Genomic DNA, 18373 nt, shown 5'->3' on the forward strand with positions numbered 1-18373 from the left:
AAGAGTGAGCATGGATTTAGCGAAACAAGCCAAAATCGTCGACTCCATTCATGATACGTTACACGACTTCGTAGGTCAACGCCTGAAAGTTCGGGCCAATATGGGTCGGTCGAAAATCGTCGAGAGCGAAGGCGTTCTCATGCAGGTGCACCCGCAGCTGTTCATCCTCGAGGTGGATCGCAAGCGCGGCCGCACCTCCCGCCAGTCCTACCAGTACGTCGACGTGCTGACGGGCATGGTGGAGCTGTCCCAGAACGGCGAGCCGCTGTTCGAGCCCTTCGTGCCCGAGTCGGCCGACGGTGCGCCCGCCGCGGATCTTATGGACGAGCAGGAAGAGGAGAAGGTCCTGTCCTAACGGCTCAGGGCTGGTTTCGGCAAACCGACGGGTGTCGCAAGCGCGGCACCCGTTTTGCGTTTCCGGCCTTGTTTCTTCTGTCGTGCAGCGAGGTCAGCGTATAGAATAGCGGGGTGGAAAGCGAGTCGGGGATCGACGCAAGAGGAGGGGCCGTGGCGCAAGATCGGGCAAAGGAAGGCGTGCGCTTGCCGTACGTGCTGCGGCATTTCGACGTGTCGTACCTGGGCATCTGCGCACCGCATGTTTGGATATACTGCGTGGCGCACCGCGCGGGGCTCGACTTCGGCGGCGTGGTTATCGGCATCCCGCTGTACATCGCGCTGTCGGCGTTCATGCTGGCGGTGATGCTGCTGGCCTGGAAGGGCAAGGCGCAGCGCGTGGCGCCCAAGCTGGATTGGCCGCTGGCCGCGTTGCAGGCGGCTGCGACCCTGCTGCTGGTGGTGCCGTTGCCCCTGACGGGGGCCGCCAGCGCCACGGCGGCCGCGGTGGCGGCGGGCATCGGCGTGGCATGGTTGTACTTGCAATGGGCGCCGTTCTACGCGAAGCTCGACGTTCGCGAGGCCATCGCGTGCATCTTCTGCGCCATGGCCGTGGGCTCCGCGCTCAAGGTGCCCATCGATCTGCTGCCGCCCGTTCCGGCGGCCGTCGTGCTCATGGCGCTGCCGTTCGTCTCGGCCGCGCTGGCGCGCCGCGCGCAACGCAGGCAGCCGTCGACACAGCGCGAGCCGCGGATGTTCTACGACCAGAACCCCACGTCCATCCCGTGGAAGATCCTGTTCGGCGTAGCGGCGTACAGCCTGATCATCGGCGTGATCCAGGGCATGCCCATCCAGGCCGACTACACGCCGTTCTGGATGATGACGTCCGCGCACCACGGGGCCGAGATCGCGGTGGCGCTGTGCGTGCTGTGGTGGGTGTTCGCGAAGGGCGGCCTGCTGCGCTTTTCCAGCCTGTGGCGCGCGATCCTGCTGTTCACGGCCACGGGGCTGTTCTTCCTGCCCGTCATCGGCTCGGCATGGGCGGGCTGGGCGCTCGTGCTCATCTCCATCGCGCAGACGCTCGTGGTCATGCTGTTCTGGACGATGCTGGCCGACGTGGCGCATCATTCGCGCACGTCGCCTTACGTCATCTTCGGCTCGGGCTGGATCGCCTACTCGCTGCCGTTCGCGTTGGGCGAGCTGGCGGGCAAAGCGGAAGGGCTGCACGGCGCGGGATCTGCGGTGCTGCTGGCGTTGGCCTACCTGCTGACCATCGCCGCGGTGTTCGCGCTCAACGAGGCGAACTTCTCGCAGCGCCGCATCTTCGCCGATTTGGAGGGCCCCGCGCCCGAACGTTCGATGTTCGCGAGCATCGACGAGGGCTGCGAGCGCTTGGGGTCCCAGCGGGGCCTCACCGCGCGCGAAGTGGAGGTGCTGCAGCTGTTGTGCAAGGGTCGCTCGAAAAGCTACATTGCAGAAAGCCTGTTCATCAGCGAGAACACCGTGCGCTCCCACTCGAAGCACATCTACGCCAAGCTCGACGTCCATTCGAAGCAGGATATCCTGGACCTGATCGCGCGGGGCTAGGCGATCCCTGCCACCTTGCCGTCCCTGTCCACGAAATACGCGCCTAGGATCGCATCGCGCTCGCGGGCGAACGCGATGCCGCGTTCGATCCCCAACGCCAGCAGGGTGGTCGAGTAGCCCTCCGCATCGATCGAATGGCGCGCCACCACGGTGGCTCCCGCGGCGTCCGTCTCGACGGGGAAGCCCGTCTTCGGGTCGAGGATGTGGTGGTAGAACACGCCATCTCGCTCGAAGCAGCGCTCGTACACGCCGCTGGTCACGGCCGAGGCGTCGCGCACGGTCACAGCGCCCACGATGGAGCTCTTGTCGCGTGGATCCTGCAATCCTACGCGCCATGGGCTGCCGTCCGGCTTCTGCCCGTGCGCCATCACGTTGCCGCCCAGGTTCACCACGAACGAGTCCAACCCGTGCTCGGCCAGCAGCGCGGAAAGCCGGTCGGCGATCCATCCCTTCGCGATGCCGCCCACATCCACGGCCGCCTGCGGGTCGGCCAGCTGCGCCCAGGACCCGCCGGCCTCTCCGGCCTCGCTTACGCGCAGCGCGCGCCAATCCACGTGCGCCAGCGCGCGCTCCACGTCGGCGCGCTCGGGCACCGTGCCCTCGTGGAAGTTCCACAGCCGCACCGCCGAGCCCACGGTGACGTCGAACAGGCCCTCGCTGTCGGCGCAGTACCCGATGGCCGCGCGCAGCAGCTCGGCCGTGTCGTCGTGGACGGCCACGCGCTTGCCTGCAGCCGCGTTCAGCCGCGAGATGTCGGAGTGCGGCAGCGTGCGCGAAAGCCGCCGCTCGAACGCGCGACTCGCGCCGCGGGCCGCGTCGAACGCGGGGGCGCACTGCGCGGCATCGGCGTAGGCTTGCAGGATGATGATCGTGTTGAACGCGTAGAACTGGTGCGTCATCATGCCCGCGTCGTTGGGCCCGTGCGTTTCGTGCACGTCTTCCAGCGGGATGGGGTCGTATGCGTCGCGATATTCCATGCCGCACAGTATATCACCCGGTTCGTGTCATGGCACAACCTGCGAAAACACCCCGTCCGTGTACTGTTGCGCCACCCGTTTGCGCCGCATCATGAACCCATCGCGATCGACCGGCGGGCATTCCCTCCCTGATCTTCCCGCTCGTCAGCCGATCGCGATCCGGCAGCGGCTCAGCGAAGGGTCGCGCCGCGACGGTGAGGGAAGCAGACACAACCAAGGAGGAGCCATGATCCAGAACCCGAACGAAATCGCCGCCCGCCAGCGTATGGAAGAAGCCATGAGTCGCATCGAGGCGAACGTGCGCGCGCGCCTGCAGATGAACCGTCGCCAGTTCATCTGCGGCAGCGCCGCTACCATGGCGCTGGCCATGCTCGGCCTGGCCGGATGCTCGCCGAAGGCCGACGCGAACGGCAACGCGGGCGCTCAGGCTTACAAGGCGGGCACGTACGAGGCCAGCGCCGAGGGCCGCAACGGCGCCGTCAACGTGAAGGTCACGTTCACCGACGACGCCATCGACGCCATCGATGTCGAGCACGAGGAAAGCCGCAACATCGGCGACGCTGCCATCGATATCCTCAAGGACAAGTATCTCCAGTCGCAAAGCCTCAACTTCGACACCGTCACGGGCGCTTCGCTGTCGTCCATGGCCTTCGCCACGGCCGTAGCCGAGTGCGTCGACCAGGCGGGCGGCGACGTGAAGGCCCTCAAGAAGGCCGACACGGGCATCGAGCCCGCGGCCGCCATCGACGAGGACTGCGACGTGTGCGTCGTGGGTTCCGGCGGCGCGGCGTTCGCGGCGGCCGTCACCGCGGCGGAGGCCGGCAAGACGGTGGTCATGCTGGAGAAGATGGACATCTACGGCGGCAACACGAACGCCGGCGAGGGCACGCTCAACGCGCCCGACCCCGAGCGTCAGCAGCCCCTCGGCATCGAGGACTCTCCCGACCTGTTCTACCAGCAGACGTTCGAAGGCGGCGACGAGCTGGGCGATCCTGCGCTCGTGCGCATCCTGGCCGACAACGCGCTGGACGCTGTGCACTGGATGGAGGACCACGGCCTGGTGTACGAGAAGGAACCGTTCACGGCCATCGGCGGCCTATGGCAGCGCGGTCACGCCGTCGAGGTGGAGAAGAAGGGCGAGCAGGGCGGCAGCTACTACGTGTCGTGCCTGAAGGACAGCGCCGACAAGACCGGCAAGGTCACGCTGTACACCGACGCGAAGGTCGAACAGCTTGTCGAGGAGGACGGCAAGGTGACGGGCGTCGCCGGAACCCGTCCTTCGAGCGGTGCTTCCGTTGCCGTGCGCGCGAAGTCCGTGGTGCTGGCCACGGGCGGCTACTCCCGCAACGCCGAGCTGGCCATGGAGTACGACAAGCGCGTGACGAAGGACATGCCCTCGTCGAATGTGTGCTCGTCTACCGGCGACGGCTTGGGATTGGGCGAAGGCGTGGGCGCGGGCCTGCGCAACATGGAGCTGGTGCAGATCCACCCGCTGGGCGATCCCCAGAACGGCGGCGTGGCCACGTTCGTGGGCAACTGGCTGGGCGTCGAGGACTACGTGATGGTCAACGACGAGGGCAAGCGCTTCATTCGCGAGGACGAGCGCCGCGACACCATCGCCGACGCCATTCTGGAACAGCCCAACGACGAGATGTGGCTGCTCGTGGACTCCACCGACATCGCGGCCGACCGCGCCGACCAGATCGCCGAGCTGGTGGAGAAGGGCCACAGCTTCAAGGCCGACGACATCGAAGATCTGGCGAACCAGATCGGCGTCCCGGCTGATGCGCTGGCCGAGACGGTGGAGGGCTACAACGCCTGCGTGAAGGCCGGCGTCGACACGCAGATCGCCCCAGGCAAGGAGCTGCTGGGCACCGAGCTGTCCGATCCCGCGTATTACGCCTCCAAGCGCATCCCCACCATCCACTACACCATGGGCGGCTTGTGCATCACCACCGACGCGCAGGTGTGCACCGAGGCGGGCGAACCCATCCCCAACCTGTTCGCGTGCGGCGAAGTCACCGGCGGCGTCCAGGGCGGCAACCGTCTGGGCGGCAACTCGTTCACCGACCTCATCGTGTTCGGCCGCATCGCCGGAGCCTCGGCGGTGGCGAACGCCTAAGCGGCGGCGTTTCGACTACGCCCTGCGTTTCGCGTCTGCGGTCAAGAAGGTCGGCGTCCGTGCAAGGGCGTCGGCCTTCTCCCGTTCGGCGCTACTTTCCCGAGGCGGCGCGCGAGAGCTTCAGCCGAGCCAGCTCCGATTGCTCCGCAACGGCGCGAAGCGCCTCGTCGCGGATGTAGGCGGAATCGTCTACGGTAGAGGTTCCGCAAAGAAGCGTAGTCAAAGCTTTGGAGATGTCGATGAGGCGCTTGTTCAGTTCACGATCTGCGGGAGTGTTCATCAGCGTCATCCCTTTCAAGTCCGGTGGTTCGCTCGTGGTATCATCTAGTGCGATCGTTGAAGATCGCGTTTATGCGCGCAATGGCATGAGAGGCTTCCATTGCGTCCGGCGGTCACGATATGCTCCGATCGGCTGATATTCATGACGGCGGCTCTTTTCCGATGATCGTGGCTCTGCAGTAATCTTAACGTCAGACAATTTATCATAAAACATTAAATCTGTGATGGTGGCTTCGCCGTTTTGTTCCGACTGAATGCCCAGATGGACTGCAAAATTCCTAATTGTAATCATCGGATTACGCAACTTGTCGCACCGGTATTTCAGAAGCCCCCTAGCAGCAAGGTTTCATTGAATGCTAGTATGCTTTTGTAAGCGTGGAGAGACGGTTTTGCGCCATGTTTGTCCGGGATGCATCGATCGTACGACGAGGGGCTGGGTGTATGAGGTTTACCGAAGAGGTAGTTCTGTTCGACTTCGCGGGAATCCCGATGGTGGGCTGCCTCGGTACCGGATATGCGATCGGTTTGACCGAGCAGGGCGCTGCGGTTTGCGCGCGCATGCTCGAGGAGGATGTTCCCGAGGACGATGTGACCGCGGTGGATCCGGCGTTGCTGGAACATCTTGCGCGCGGCGGCTTCTTCCAGCGGGTCGTTGCCGAGCCGCGCGTGCTTTCGGCGTACCTGCACGTCACGCAGCGCTGCAACCTCGCATGTGCGGGCTGCTACTCGCTGGACGAGCATCGCAACCGTCTGGCCGACGCGCCTTTGGCCGACATGAAGCGCGCGGTGGAAGGGCTTGCCGCCGCCGGATTGTCGCAGCTGATCATCTCGGGCGGCGAGCCGTTATTGCGCGAGGATCTTCCCGACATCGTGGAGCATGCGAAGCGCGCCTGCGGCATCGCGTCGGTCACCGTGCTGTCGAACGGCACGCGCATGACCGAGGAAGCGCTTGAGCGGCTGGCGCCGAACGTCGATTGCGTGTCGGTGTCGTTCGACGGCTGTTCGGCTGCTGCGCCGGCGTACATCAGGAGCGAGCAGCGCTTCGACGAGCTGGTGGAAGCCGTGCGCATGGTGCAGCGTGCGGGCATCCCGGCGCACATCATTCCCACGGTGCATGCGAAGAACGTGGACGACCTGGCCTCGTACGTGCAGCTGTCGCGCGATTTGGGCGCGTCGCTGAACTTCAGCCTGCTCACCTGCGAGCCTGACGACGAGGTGTTGGGAGGCCTGCTGCCCGGCGCGGACGAGCTGCGCATGCTGGGTCGCGCGCTGCTGACGCTTGACAACGGCAAGCCCCTTCCCGCGATGGATGCGCCTGTAGGAGTGAACCTCACGGTGAAGCGCAACTGCGGCGCCGGCTGCAAGTCGCTCAGCGTGGACGCCGACGGCACCATCTACCCGTGCCACATGCTGCATCGCCCGGAGCTTGCCATGGGCAACGCGTTCACGGGCGCCGTGCTCGACGCGCTGCAGACGGATGTGTCTCGCACGTTCCAAACCCTCGACGCCGAAAAGTTCGAGGACTGCGGAGCGTGCCGGTATCTGCGAATCTGCGGGGGAGGCTGCCGAGCCCGCTCGCTGTTCGAATCGGGCAACCTGGAGTCGAAGGACTCCTACTGCCTGATGACCCAGGAATTCTACGACGTCCTGGGAAAAGCCATGTCAGAATCGCTACAACAAAGGAGGTGAAAGAATGCTGTTCTATAGCGAAGTGGATACGTATGCAAACTGTCCTGTTCTTGGCTTTGGGGGCATCTGCATTGCTCCTGGTTTTTAGAATGCTTTCGATTATCGAAAAGGGTCTCTTTCTTGAAACGGGATCCTTTTGCTATTTCGATATCCGAATACCCTAATGCTATGATTCTCTATTCAAAGAGATTTTCGAGGAGGATATATGCAATGTGAGGACAAGGTCGAAACGGAACACTCGCTTGCAAAGGTGCATAAGGTATGTCGGTTGATAGGGATCATTGTCAAAATCATTTTTGTAGTCTTCTGTGTTTGTTGGCTTTCAACCGTTCTATTAATGATTTATTCGCTAATTAATCCTAGCGAATTGGGAGCTGCTGAGGGTGTGAGCGTTCCTCGAATCGCGTTGTACTTCGTACATGGTTTTGCGGTAGCGCTAATCTTTGTTGTGTTTATTGGCATATTCGTTGATGCGGTGAAAGGTCAATCTCCTTTTGTAATGAAGCAAGTGAAAAGACTTCGGCTGATCGCAGGTCTCTTAGCTATTTATGCCATTGTCGATGTTGTCATTTCTGGGCATATTGGATTAGTCCAATATGCAGGATTAAATTCTGGATACGTGTCTACCGGCGGCAATGAGATCATACCTATTAACTTAGCGCCAATTATCGGAGCATCCGTTGCGTTTGCATTCTCTTTTGTGTTCCAGTATGGCGTCCTTTTGCAAGAACTTTCGGACGATACGATATAGGTGCGTATTCGATGCCAATCGTTCTTCATCTCGACGAGGTCATGGCGGATCGGCATATCTCGCTGAACGAGCTTGCTGACAAGGTGGGAATCACCAACGTCAATCTCTCGCGCATCAAGACCGGCAAAGTCAGGGCGGTTCGCTTCAGCACGCTCGACATGTTGTGCGAGGTGCTCAAATGCCAGCCGGGAGATATCCTCAAACACGTTTCCGCTGACGAGGCGAACGCCATGTTCATCGACGAGAATGCCGAGCTGTAGGCCCCGTTCGTGTGCATTTTGCAGATCGTCTGCAATTGCCATTTGACAAATGCCTCCAAGACAGGCAGAATATTGCCCCGCGCGATAAGCGCACTACCCGTGGGGATGTAGCTCAGCTGGGAGAGCATCACGTTCGCAACGTGGGGGTCGTGGGTTCGAATCCCATCATCTCCACCACGGAAATCTGATCGGGGCGAGGCCAACGGCTTCGCCCCGATTTGCATATTCGGTGCTCCGTGAAGTTGCTCATTTCGATTCTGCATGCTATAAACTGTTTGGTCGCATCTTATGGGGCTTCCAAGTGCCGGGGGATGTCCCCCGGCAACTCTATTAGCCCATTGGGGCGTGGCGATTGCGGATAATCGAATTGTGAAGGTAGGCTGACGGAATCGGCATGCCTCCTTACACAGCTTGTTGGAGCGCTCTGGTTTTGATAAAATGTATACTAGTTGGACTGGCTGAAAGGCCCGGGTCCACCCAGCGGCGGGGGAAGTCCCCCGCCATTTCTATTCCTAAGGGGTTTCGTGTCCGAGCTGAGCATTTTCATTGACGAATCGGGCGACTTCGGAAGTAATTCCGAGAACTATTTGCTGACCCTTGTATTTCACGACCAGTCGAATTGCATTGATGCCGAGATCCAAGCGTTAGCTCATCGTGTACAGGAACTAGGATTGCCTTCGGATCGCGCACTTCATGCCGGGCCTATCGTCCGCAAGGAAGACGAGTATCGCAGTGTTCCCTTGTCCACAAGAAGAGCTGCTTTGAGCCGACTGTATGCTTTTACGCGTCGAACCGGAGTATCTTACATAACGATTTCCGTTCGGAAGAAAGAATGCCCCGATAGGATTAGGTTGAAAGCACGACTCGCAAGAGAGCTTGCAGGTTTCTTCCGCGACAACATGGCTTACTTCCTTAGCTTCGACAAGGTGACCGTCTACTACGACAACGGTCAATCGCCTATAACCGAGCTCGTAGGGACGGTATGCGGATCGGTGTTCTTCGAGGTCGACTACCGCAAGGTAGTTCCTTCCGACTATCGTCTTTTCCAGTCGGCAGACCTCCTCTGCACGCTCGAACTCGTTAGGATCAAAGCTGATCGACGCGGTCTTTCCCATTCAGAAGAAATATTTTTTGAAAGCACAAGAAAGCTTAAGAAGAATTATTTAGACAAGCTCGAAAAAATAAGATTTCGATAGCCGTCAAAGGATGCATCGCTATTTTAAATGCATAACGATTGCGATCACGTGCGTGCCTCTTGGCGAGATGGTGCATTCGCGATGCTGCAGTCGAAGACTCGGATCCTTTTCCACTGTGGAGACCTAGGTGGGGTTGAGACCACCGACTTCGACTCCGGTTTCTTTGGTAGCTTGCAGAGCGAAACGTGGCTTTACTTTGTTGGCTAAGGTGTTGTCGCTTCGATTCGATATAGGTAAAGTGGTTAGGTGATTTATGGAGCTTATATCGCAAGGGGCGCTATGCAATTACCGGCAAATTTATACATCCTTACCAGGCCGAACAATAAATGTATGCCCTCAACTTTCTCTCGTTTTGAGCGACTGCTCTCAAAACGAGAGGAGATAGTGGAGTTTTCGGATCACGAAATAGCTTCGCTCGATGCATTCGTTTCGCTTATCTCCGAGCATCCGCGTTTTTCGATTGGGCTGCTGGATGGTTTTGTGTTCTCCTATTCGATACCGCACATAGGAAAAGAGTTCGATCTCTTAATGATCTCGAGTGACAGTATTGTTAACATCGAGCTTAAGTCCAAAAGAGTGAGCGATGATAAAAAGTGTGCTCAGCTAGCAAGAAACAATTATTACCTTAGTTTTATAGAGGGCAAGAAGATAGAGTTATTTACTTTTACGGCCGAGAGTGGAGATTTAGAGAAATATTCGAATGGGTCAATAGTTTCCTGTGAAATGGATGTATTGATAGAAACCTTGCTTCTTGCTAGAGATAGGTTTTCTGGAGACTACGATGAGATATTCCGCGAAAAGAAATATCTTGTTTCGCCAGTTAACGACGTTTCCCGCTTTATGTCGGGAGGATATTTTCTGACCCAGCAGCAGCAAGAGATTAAAAATGAAATTCTCCGGAAAAATTCTGAAGGGGCTTTACGAGGGGCGGCATACAAAATCACTGGAACGGCAGGAACCGGTAAAACCTTGCTTCTATACGATTTAGCAAAATCGCTTGTAGGAGAGTTGCCGTCGTGCGTCATTCATTGCGGCCAACTTAGCGAAGGGCATCGCTTGCTTAATTCTTCGCAGAGTTCATTTTCGGTAGTTCCTGCAAAAGGTTGCGAGAAAATCGCGCTAGAAGACTACGGAGCGATATTCATTGATGAATGTCATCGCCTACGGCTTCACCAATTCAATGAGGTTGTAAGAAGGATAAAAGAGACCGAATTGCCTTGCTTCTTCTTTCTTGACTCAAATCAGACAATGCAAGCTTCGGAAATCCGTAATGAGATTTCTAGCAAGATTATCGAGACTATGCCAAACGCAATTTGCAAGGAACTGTCAAAAAAGATTAGAACAAACAAGGAGATAGCAGCTTTTGTGAGACGTTTGTTCTCGCTAAAATCTGAAAGCAACCAAATACGTTTCGAGAACATCGAAGTATTGTATGCGGGCGAGATCCTCGAAGCGGGAAAAATTATTGAAAGCTACAAAGCCAACGGATATCAATATATCTATTACACGCCTTCACAGTACAAAAAATGGAATTCTGATATTTGGGTTCACATTTCAGAAGGATACAGTACTCATGATGTCATCGGGCAAGAATTCGATAGGGTAATAATACCTATGGATAAGAACTTCTTCTTTGAAAATGGAAAGCTAAAGTCATACGCTCATCCGTATAGAGAATATATCCTTCCCAAAATGCTTTTTCAGGGCCTTACTAGAACAAGGGAGCGGTTGGCGATTCTGGTATATGACAACCCGCCCCTTTTCGAAGAATTGCTTAGCATTGCGATGAACCCTGCGGCGGTTGACGAATAGTTATTCATGATTTGCTTAACGCTCAGCATATCTCGTGTTTTCTTGGACGCAAGACATACGACGGACACATCACCATTTTATCTTCTAAATCAATTGTGATCGTTTACGGATGAGCTGGGAGCCCAAGTGGTACGTATACGATCACAACTGATATGAACCGCTTGGCACGGTTGGGTAGGGCGTTGCACTTGCAATGGGAGGGTCGTGGGTTCTAATCTTCTCATCTCTACCTCCGAACCTTGATCGAGAAGGCTGATAGTCCCCGATTTTCATGTTGCGCTATACTTCTCTCTGACCTGCGATTCGATACCGGAAGTTGTCACGCTGTCCGCGAAAAAGAAGCCAGAAGTTGGTTGAGTGCGGGCTGAGGCGCCCGCATCATGGGGGCATCGACCGCACGAATGAAGGATGGACCTATGAGCTTTCGCGACAACATGCAGCACTTGCGCGCTACGCGCAACATGACGCAGGAGCAGCTTGCCATGCTGTTGGGCGTCAGCCGGTAATCGGTGTCGAAATGGGAGGCCGAGCGCGCGTATCCCGAGATGGACAAGCTGCTGAAAATGTGCGCTTTGTTCGAATGCACGCTCGACGAGCTGGTGACGGGCGACTTGACCGGCCGTCCGGCCAACGGGGTCGCCAGCATTCCACCGGGAAAGTCCCAGCAGGACGTGACCGGGTACGATCAAGCCATGCGCGTTTTCGCGTGGAAGCTTCCGCTGGGCATCGCCGTCATCTTCGCGAGCGCGGCATTGGCCCTCATCCTGTCGGATCCTAGGCTCATGCCGATAGCCGAAGTGAGGAGCTTCGCATCCGCGCTCGTGTTCGTCGGCGTGGCCGTCGGTCTCGCGCTCATCCTCCCTGCATCGTTCGCGCGCGGCGCATTCCGCAAGGCGCACCCCTTCGTCGACGACTTCTACACGGCCGACCAGAAAAGCAAAGCGCGCACCGCTCTGTCGACAGGGCTCGTCGCGGGCATCGGCCTGCTCATGGCGGGGCTGGCCGCGACTATCGTGCTGCAAGCGGACGTGTGGCTCGCAAGCGCGACGTTCTTGGCGTTCGCTGCAGTCGGCGTGTTCGTTATCGTGCGGAGCGCGTTGTTGGGGGCGCGCTGCAATCTGGCGCGCTACAACCGCGTATCGCTCGGCGGCATGAGCGAGGAGCAGATCGAGGCTATGGGCGACGACGGCCTTGCCGAGCGCGCCCGCCGTGCCAAGCGCGAACGCGGCACCTACGCAGCCGTTATGCTTGCGGCGACGGCGGTCGGCCTGGTGTTGATGTTCACGCCGGCGAGCAGGCTGTTCCTGCTGGCATGGCCGGTCGGCGGCCTCGCGTGCCTTGCGATCAAGGCGTTCCGTTCCGCGCGAAGCGACGGTTAGGCGTTACGCGAGGTTCTTCGAAGGAAAGGCTGCGCATCGAAGCGTGTCAAATCGCACGTCCCTTTGACACATCTGACACACCTTTAGCAACTAACAGGTTCGACCAGGGCGAAGCTCGCCCCTGGCACGCCATTCCCAAAATCGGTTCAAAGGAGAGCATATGAGCACGACGATCGTCGCACGTGAGGTGAAGAAATCGTTCAGCATCGGGCGCGGAAGCAAGCGTCGGGTCGCCGACGTGCTGCGCGGCGTCAGTTTACGCGTCGAGTCCGGCGAGATGGTGGGCATCGTGGGGCCCAGCGGATCGGGGAAGTCGACGCTGCTGTACTGCCTGTCCGGATTGGAGGCGGCCGACTCGGGCTCCATCCAGATGATGGGCACGCAGATGGTGCATGCGGGCCGCAACGCGCTGTCCAGAACGCGCCGCGACCACGTGGGCTTCATCTTCCAATCGTACAACCTCATCCCGTCGCTGAGCGCGGGGGAGAACGTTTCGCTGCCCGCGCGCCTGGCGGGTCGCCCGATCACGAAGGCGCAGACGAGCGCGGTGCTGAAAAGCGTAGGCCTCGACGGCAGGGGAAAGAGCCGCCCAGGCGACCTGTCCGGCGGCGAGCAGCAGCGCGTGGCCATCGCCCGAGCGCTTGCGGGCGGCGCGGACGTGATCTTCGCGGACGAACCCACGGGCGCGTTGGATTCCCAGAACGGCCGCGCGGTGCTGGGCATGCTGCGGCGCATCGCCGACGATCCGAAACGTTCGGTGGTGATGGTGACGCACGATTTGGAAGCCGCGTCCATGGCGGATCGCATCCTGGTGCTGCGGGACGGACGGGTTGCTCAAGAGCTAGGGCGCTCGACGCCCGCTCGGATCCTTGCAGCGTTGGAAGACGCGGAGGTGCCGGCATGATGCGCTTAGTGTTCTCGGATCTGCGCGATCACGCCGCCACGTGGATCGGCGCGTTCCTCGTGGCCGTGGGCTGCGGCTACATCGGCGGTTGGGCGGTGTCGATCGAAGCTTCTGCTGAAACGTTCGACGTCTTGCGCAGCGTCGGTTCCGTCGTGATCGCGTTCTCGTCGGTTGCGGCGGTGGCCGTGCTGGCGTTGACGGCCAACCTTACCGTGGACACGCAACGGCGCTCCTATGCTCTATGGCAGTTGGCGAACATGAAGCCAAGGCTCGTGAGCGCGGTGGTGCTCGTACAGTTGGTAGTTGTTGCGGTGCTGGGCGCCATGTGCGGCACATTGCTGACGACCATAACGTTCTCTCCTCTGTTCCCGTGGGTATTCGGCGCGCGAGTGGAGTACGCGCAGGCAGTTCCTCGGGTGGGTGCAGCGTCGATGCCTTTTGTGTGGCTCGCGGTGGCGGGCACGTTCTTGTGCGGAGGGCTGAAGGGCGCCCGCAGCGCGGGGAGGACGTCGCCCCTGGCTGTCTTGCGCGAGTCGAAACCGAGGCGCGCGGGAATGACGTGGATGCGCGTCCTGCTGTTTGCAGGGTTGGCAATCGGCGCTTGGCAGGTTGCCGCCATCATGATCGGCTCCGTACCCGGGGTGGTCATGAACTGGTCGCTATACCTGCCCATTTTGACGACGGCGGGAATCGCCGCCATCGGCCCGCTTGCGTTCGCGGCGATTTTGAAGGCGTGGACGTCCGTCGTTCCGCAGTCGCGCTGGAATGCGTGGTACGTGGCGCGGCACACCGCTCGTTTCGGCCTGAGCGCCAGCACCTCGGTCGAGACGCCCATCATGGTCGGCTTCGGCTTGGTGGCGGGCATCTACTCCGTCATGAGCATATGGGCGGATTATTCAGGGCAGCACGGCATGACCTTCACCGGCCTCGATTGGACTGCTGCCATCCTCATGATGGGCGGCCCCGTCCTCCTGTGCGCCATCGGGGCGGCGGTCAGCGTGGTCATGACGTCGAAATCGCGCACCCGCGACGTGGCCCTGCTCATCGCCGGCGGCGCGCGGCCGCGCACGCTGCTGGCCGCGGCCGCGTGCGAGGCCTTCATCCATGCCGTCACGGCAACGCTGGCGGGCATGGCGGCCGTGGCCGTCTCCAACGCCGTCACCGCGTGCGCCGTGGGCATGCCGCTGTTCGACGGGCTGGCTTTCGGCGAGGGCTTGGCCGTCTCGCTCGCGGGCTTCGTCCTCGTCCTCGCCGCGACGCTCGTGCCCACGCTCGCCGCTCTTCGCAAAGAGCCTGCAACCGTCCTCGCGATGGGGGAGTGAGTCGCGGGACGTTTCAGGATTGGCCTTCGGCGGCCGCTTCGGCAGGCTCGCGACGGAATCGGCGCAACAGCGGAAGGGGCAGGGTGGCAGAGAATGCACGCTATGCATGATTTGCGGGCGCTTTCCGCTGTGATCGATGAAAGAAACCCCAGGTCGTCAAAAAAGGCGATAAAGAAAATCGTGCATAGCGTTAAATCTCTTCCATGCGGGAGGCGACCCGCTGCTGATCCGGCTTCGGCAGCGGGCCGTTCGAGCCCCTCCTGGCTTGCGGCCTGCTTGGGTCGGCGGCTGCTGCGGGAAGTTGGCAAGCCGCGCCAATGTGGCCGCAGGTGCTTCTTTACCATTCTGACCTGCGAATAGTTAACTAGGGTTTTTCCCTAATGGGGTGGTGGGAATCCCCGAATACCCTCGTTTCTCGTGCATTCCGTCAATAAAAGTTGTATATTTTGTGAAGGAGAGATCGTCAGTCGAAGGGAGGAGATTGTATGGTTAAGACCAAGAGGAACAAACTCGCTGTCTGGACCGCCTCCGTCTGCGCATTCGGTATGGTCATGGGGCTGGTTGCATGTGCGCCCCAGGCTACCGAAGACGCTACGGAGCAGAAGGCAGATGAGAACAAAACGGTGCAGCAGGTGGAAACGCCTGAGCCCGATAAGTACGGCGTCGTCACCGCCGAGTCGTGGAAGGACGCGTATCCGGACCAGTACGCTTCGTACATGGAGAACAAGTCCAACGCGCCTCTTCAGGATGGCGGCGACAAGCACAATTATCTGGAGCTGTACCCGGCTCTGAACACCATGTACAAGGGTTACGCGTTCGCGCTCGGCTATGACGAGGCGGCCAGCCATCTGTACACGCTGCAGAGCGTGAAGGAAACTCCGCGCACCACGCAGAAAGAGCAGCTCGCCGGCTGCATCACCTGCAAGACCCCGCAGTTCACCGCCATGGTGAACGATGAGGGAGAAGGCGTGTACAAGGAGAAGTTCAACGACTTGATCGGCGAGTTCACCGAGCCGGTCAGCTGCTACAACTGCCACGAGAACGATCCTCAGTCGCTCAAGGTGACCGGTTCGTACTTCGTGAAGGCGCTGGGCAACGACGCGGGCGAGGGCAGCAAGGCCCCGATGAACTCCCAGGTGTGCGGCCAGTGCCACAACGAGTACTACTTCGATGGCGAGACCAAGGCCACGACGAACCCCTACACGGGCCTCGATCAGATGACCCCGGACGCCATCCTGGCTTACTACGACGAGCGCAACTTCAAAGATTGGAACCACGCTGACACGTTCGCTCCGATGATCAAGGTTCAGCATCCCGAGTTCGAGACCATGCACGGCGGCGAGCAGTCCCCGATGGCCAAGGCCGGCTACGGCTGCTCCGACTGCCACATGGCTCCCGCTGAGGGCGCGAACGGCGAGTACACGTCGCATAACTGGGTGAGCCCGCTCGAGAACAAGCAGCTCATCGAGAACGACTGCAGCAAGTGCCACGACGACCTGGAGAAGAAGGTCAAGGACATCCAGGCCAGCGAGGAAGAGCGCGTGACCGCGATCAGCGAGAAGATCGAGGACATGACCAACAAGATCGCTGCGAAGTACGCTGACGAGATCGCCGCCATGAAGGCTGCGAACGAGGCAAAGACCGATATCCCGGCTGCGTCCGAGGAGCTTGCCAAGCTGCAGAAGCTTCAGCGCAACGCGCAGTTCTACTGGGATTTCGTGATGGTTGAAAACAGCGAGGGAGCGCACAATTCCAAGCTGACCAACGAGACGCTCGACAAGGCCGAGGCTGCTGCCGACGAAGCCCTGGCGATGCTCGCTTAGCCGACAACGACGTTCTCTCCAACGTCTTTAGAGGGGTGGGGAAAGGAAGCCTGGCTTCCTTTCCCCGTCTTAGGACCCCTCGACCGGCTTGATGCATTGTTTTTGCCGAAAAAGGGCCGAATCACACGAAAAACGGGGTGAATCCGGGCTAATTCCCCCCAAATGGGTGATAGGTTTTTTGTCGGTTGACCGCTAGTATGCATGTGGTAAAGTGCTTGTGTTTCCGTTTGGCAGCGAAATCGATGCCACTTTGTAACGGAGACGACGGAAATGCAAGACGAGATCATGAGAAAGGGGGTTAGAGAGCATGAGCGAAGAGGAAACCAAAGTGGAAGCCGCCACTGAGGCACCTGCGACCGAGGGCTCTACGACCGAGGAAGCCGCTCCCAAGAAAAAGGGAAAGAAGTGGTCGATCGTCGTGGGCGTCGTCGTGGTTGTCTTGATTGCAGCCGGTGCCGGCTTCTGGGTTTGGCACGAGCAGCCGAGCTTCTGCGCCGCCATCTGCCACACGCCGATGGACGAGTACCTTGAGACGTACGAGCAGGAGCCTGGCACCACGGGCGTCGACAAGTGGGGCAACGAAGTGAGCAACACGAACGCGATGCTGGCCGTCTCGCACAAGGCCCAGGGCAAGGACTGCATGTCTTGCCACGTGCCCACGCTGAGCGAGCAGATGTCCGAGGGCATCAACTGGGTCACCGGCAACTACGTGTACCCGCTTGAGGAGCGCGACACGGACATGCTGACCGAGGCGCGCGGCCTTGACGGCGACGAGTTCTGCCTGAACGAGAGCTGCCACAACCTGACGCGCGACGACCTCGTGAAGGCTACGAGCGGTATGGAGTTCAACCCGCACAAGGCGCAGCACGGCGAGATCGAGTGCAGCGAGTGCCACAAGGCGCACCGCGCTTCTGTGATGTACTGCACGCAGTGCCACAGCGAGGCCGAAGTGCCCGAGGGCTGGCTGACGGTTGCCGAGGCCAACAAGCTTTCGACTGCGGCGTAAGCCACTGACAGCACCACCGCTCGTTCGCGAGCAAAGAACCGAATAAGCAAGAGGGAGCCCGCCGAAGCGCCATCGTACGCTTGGACGGGCTCCTTTTGTCAAAGGTCCGAGGAACGAAATGGTGGCCCTGCGAATGCGAGATATGCAGGAGGCTTCCACGCCGAGGCGCCGCGCATGGTGAATCTTTGAATTCGGCGCCATTGCGCTCCTCGGAACTTTGAGGTACGTGAAAATGACGGTTGGAGAGAGGCAATTGAGGAGGCGAGCGTGAACGCGAAAACGAAGCGTCGCATGGTTGTGGTGACCGGCATCATCGTCATTGTGCTGGTGGTTATCCTAGCTGTAGTCGGCGGTACGAGCTCGGCGAAGACCGTGTCGGTGGCAGAGGCTGCGACAGGGAGCTATGCGGATCAGAAGATCCAGGTGAGCGGCAACGTCGTCGAGAATTCATTCGCAACCGAAGGCAACGTGCTGACGTTCGACATCTACGATCCGAACGGGGACATCACCCAGCAGCTCCGCGTGCGCTTCGAGGGCGGCGTTTCCGCCACGTTCGGCAACGACGTGACGGCCATCTGCACGGGCAAGGTCGGCGAAGACGGCGTGCTCAACGCCAGCGAGCTGGTCACGAAGTGCCCGTCCAAGTACGAGAACGCCACGAACGCGTTGACGGTTTCCCAGTTGACGGGATACGGCGACGAGGTCGTCGACAAGCCGGTGAAGGTGGCCGGCGCGGTGAAGGACGGCACGCTGAAGGCGGCGGGCGAGGGCGACCGGTTCGTGCTCGTCGATCCCGAGAACGGCGAAGAGCTTGCCGTCGAGTTCAACGACGCGATCTCGGAGGAAGTGAAGGACGGCTCTTCGCTCGTCCTGACCGGATCCATGAACGCGCAGGGCAAGTTCTCCGCAACCGAAGTGGCCCTCGAAGGCTAG

The 18373-nt window shown here is 59.7% G+C and carries 16 protein-coding genes and 1 tRNA gene; 15 read left to right on the forward strand and 2 right to left on the reverse strand.

What is annotated here, in order from left to right:
- Positions 1–10 precede the first annotated feature (10 nt).
- The gene (locus GT613_RS00790; protein WP_009306718.1) at positions 11–355 is read left to right on the forward strand and encodes a Veg family protein; all 345 of its coding nucleotides are present in this window, start codon (positions 11–13) and stop codon (positions 353–355) included.
- Positions 356–507: 152 nt separating this feature from the next.
- Positions 508–1920, forward strand: a complete 1413-nt coding sequence (locus GT613_RS00795) for a helix-turn-helix transcriptional regulator (RefSeq protein WP_009306717.1) — start codon at positions 508–510, stop codon at positions 1918–1920.
- On the opposite strand, the gene GT613_RS00800 is transcribed toward GT613_RS00795, so the two are convergent.
- Positions 1917–2897, reverse strand: a complete 981-nt coding sequence (locus GT613_RS00800) for an FAD:protein FMN transferase (RefSeq protein WP_009306716.1) — start codon at positions 2895–2897, stop codon at positions 1917–1919. The two genes, GT613_RS00795 and GT613_RS00800, sit on opposite strands and share 4 nt — an antisense overlap.
- A gap of 226 nt (positions 2898–3123) precedes the next feature.
- On the opposite strand from GT613_RS00800, the gene GT613_RS00805 reads away from it, so the two are divergent.
- Positions 3124–5019, forward strand: a complete 1896-nt coding sequence (locus GT613_RS00805) for a flavocytochrome c (RefSeq protein WP_009306715.1) — start codon at positions 3124–3126, stop codon at positions 5017–5019.
- Between the two features lie 91 nt (positions 5020–5110).
- Here the strand turns inward: GT613_RS00805 and GT613_RS00810 are convergent, their stop codons facing one another.
- Positions 5111–5299, reverse strand: coding sequence for a hypothetical protein (locus tag GT613_RS00810; protein WP_009306714.1), 189 nt, complete (start codon positions 5297–5299; stop codon positions 5111–5113).
- A gap of 440 nt (positions 5300–5739) precedes the next feature.
- On the opposite strand from GT613_RS00810, the gene GT613_RS00815 reads away from it, so the two are divergent.
- The 12 genes from GT613_RS00815 (at position 5740) to GT613_RS15715 (ending at position 18373) form a co-directional block, all read left to right on the forward strand.
- The gene (locus GT613_RS00815) at positions 5740–6987 is read left to right on the forward strand and encodes a radical SAM/SPASM domain-containing protein (RefSeq protein WP_009306713.1); all 1248 of its coding nucleotides are present in this window, start codon (positions 5740–5742) and stop codon (positions 6985–6987) included.
- Positions 6988–7192: 205 nt separating this feature from the next.
- Positions 7193–7738, forward strand: coding sequence for a hypothetical protein (locus GT613_RS00820; protein WP_035577753.1), 546 nt, complete (start codon positions 7193–7195; stop codon positions 7736–7738).
- Between the two features lie 11 nt (positions 7739–7749).
- The gene (locus GT613_RS00825) at positions 7750–7998 is read left to right on the forward strand and encodes a helix-turn-helix transcriptional regulator (protein WP_009306712.1); all 249 of its coding nucleotides are present in this window, start codon (positions 7750–7752) and stop codon (positions 7996–7998) included.
- Positions 7999–8099: 101 nt separating this feature from the next.
- A tRNA-Ala gene (locus tag GT613_RS00830) sits at positions 8100–8175 on the forward strand.
- Positions 8176–8522: 347 nt separating this feature from the next.
- Positions 8523–9194 (forward strand): DUF3800 domain-containing protein, encoded by a 672-nt coding sequence (locus GT613_RS00835; RefSeq protein WP_009609458.1) that lies wholly within the window; start codon positions 8523–8525, stop codon positions 9192–9194.
- 279 nt (positions 9195–9473) lie between these two features.
- On the forward strand, positions 9474–11006 hold the full coding sequence (locus tag GT613_RS00840) for an ATP-binding protein (protein WP_009306710.1): 1533 nt from the start codon (positions 9474–9476) through the stop codon (positions 11004–11006).
- 509 nt (positions 11007–11515) lie between these two features.
- Positions 11516–12385 carry a hypothetical protein gene (locus GT613_RS00845; protein WP_009306709.1) on the forward strand — a complete coding sequence of 290 codons (870 nt, stop codon included), beginning with the start codon at positions 11516–11518 and terminating at the stop codon, positions 12383–12385.
- 160 nt (positions 12386–12545) lie between these two features.
- Positions 12546–13289: an ABC transporter ATP-binding protein gene (locus GT613_RS00850; RefSeq protein WP_009306708.1), complete on the forward strand. Its 744-nt coding sequence runs from the start codon at positions 12546–12548 to the stop codon at positions 13287–13289.
- The gene (locus GT613_RS00855) at positions 13286–14611 is read left to right on the forward strand and encodes an FtsX-like permease family protein (protein WP_009306707.1); all 1326 of its coding nucleotides are present in this window, start codon (positions 13286–13288) and stop codon (positions 14609–14611) included. The genes GT613_RS00850 and GT613_RS00855 overlap by 4 nt, the downstream gene beginning before the upstream one ends.
- A gap of 485 nt (positions 14612–15096) precedes the next feature.
- Positions 15097–16434 carry an ammonia-forming cytochrome c nitrite reductase subunit c552 gene (locus GT613_RS00860; RefSeq protein WP_009306706.1) on the forward strand — a complete coding sequence of 446 codons (1338 nt, stop codon included), beginning with the start codon at positions 15097–15099 and terminating at the stop codon, positions 16432–16434.
- 307 nt (positions 16435–16741) lie between these two features.
- Positions 16742–17440 (forward strand): cytochrome c3 family protein, encoded by a 699-nt coding sequence (locus tag GT613_RS00865; RefSeq protein ID WP_009306705.1) that lies wholly within the window; start codon positions 16742–16744, stop codon positions 17438–17440.
- Between the two features lie 267 nt (positions 17441–17707).
- On the forward strand, positions 17708–18373 hold the full coding sequence (locus tag GT613_RS15715; RefSeq protein WP_009609369.1) for a cytochrome c maturation protein CcmE: 666 nt from the start codon (positions 17708–17710) through the stop codon (positions 18371–18373).

This window comes from Eggerthella sp. BIOML-A4, from assembly GCF_009875575.1.
GTDB lineage: Bacteria > Actinomycetota > Coriobacteriia > Coriobacteriales > Eggerthellaceae > Eggerthella > Eggerthella lenta.

Coding starts and splice junctions, on each gene's coding strand:
- GT613_RS00805 (WP_009306715.1), top strand. CDS start 3,124: ATGATCCAGAACCCGAACGAAATCGCCGCCCGCCAGCGTATGGAAGAA.
- GT613_RS00850 (WP_009306708.1), top strand. CDS start 12,546: ATGAGCACGACGATCGTCGCACGTGAGGTGAAGAAATCGTTCAGCATC.
- GT613_RS00855 (WP_009306707.1), top strand. CDS start 13,286: ATGATGCGCTTAGTGTTCTCGGATCTGCGCGATCACGCCGCCACGTGG.
- GT613_RS00865 (WP_009306705.1), top strand. CDS start 16,742: ATGAGCGAAGAGGAAACCAAAGTGGAAGCCGCCACTGAGGCACCTGCG.
- GT613_RS00840 (WP_009306710.1), top strand. CDS start 9,474: ATGCAATTACCGGCAAATTTATACATCCTTACCAGGCCGAACAATAAA.
- GT613_RS00815 (WP_009306713.1), top strand. CDS start 5,740: ATGAGGTTTACCGAAGAGGTAGTTCTGTTCGACTTCGCGGGAATCCCG.
- GT613_RS00800 (WP_009306716.1), bottom strand. CDS start 2,897: ATGGAATATCGCGACGCATACGACCCCATCCCGCTGGAAGACGTGCAC.
- GT613_RS00820 (WP_035577753.1), top strand. CDS start 7,193: ATGCAATGTGAGGACAAGGTCGAAACGGAACACTCGCTTGCAAAGGTG.
- GT613_RS00860 (WP_009306706.1), top strand. CDS start 15,097: ATGGTTAAGACCAAGAGGAACAAACTCGCTGTCTGGACCGCCTCCGTC.
- GT613_RS00790 (WP_009306718.1), top strand. CDS start 11: ATGGATTTAGCGAAACAAGCCAAAATCGTCGACTCCATTCATGATACG.
- GT613_RS00825 (WP_009306712.1), top strand. CDS start 7,750: ATGCCAATCGTTCTTCATCTCGACGAGGTCATGGCGGATCGGCATATC.
- GT613_RS00810 (WP_009306714.1), bottom strand. CDS start 5,299: ATGAACACTCCCGCAGATCGTGAACTGAACAAGCGCCTCATCGACATC.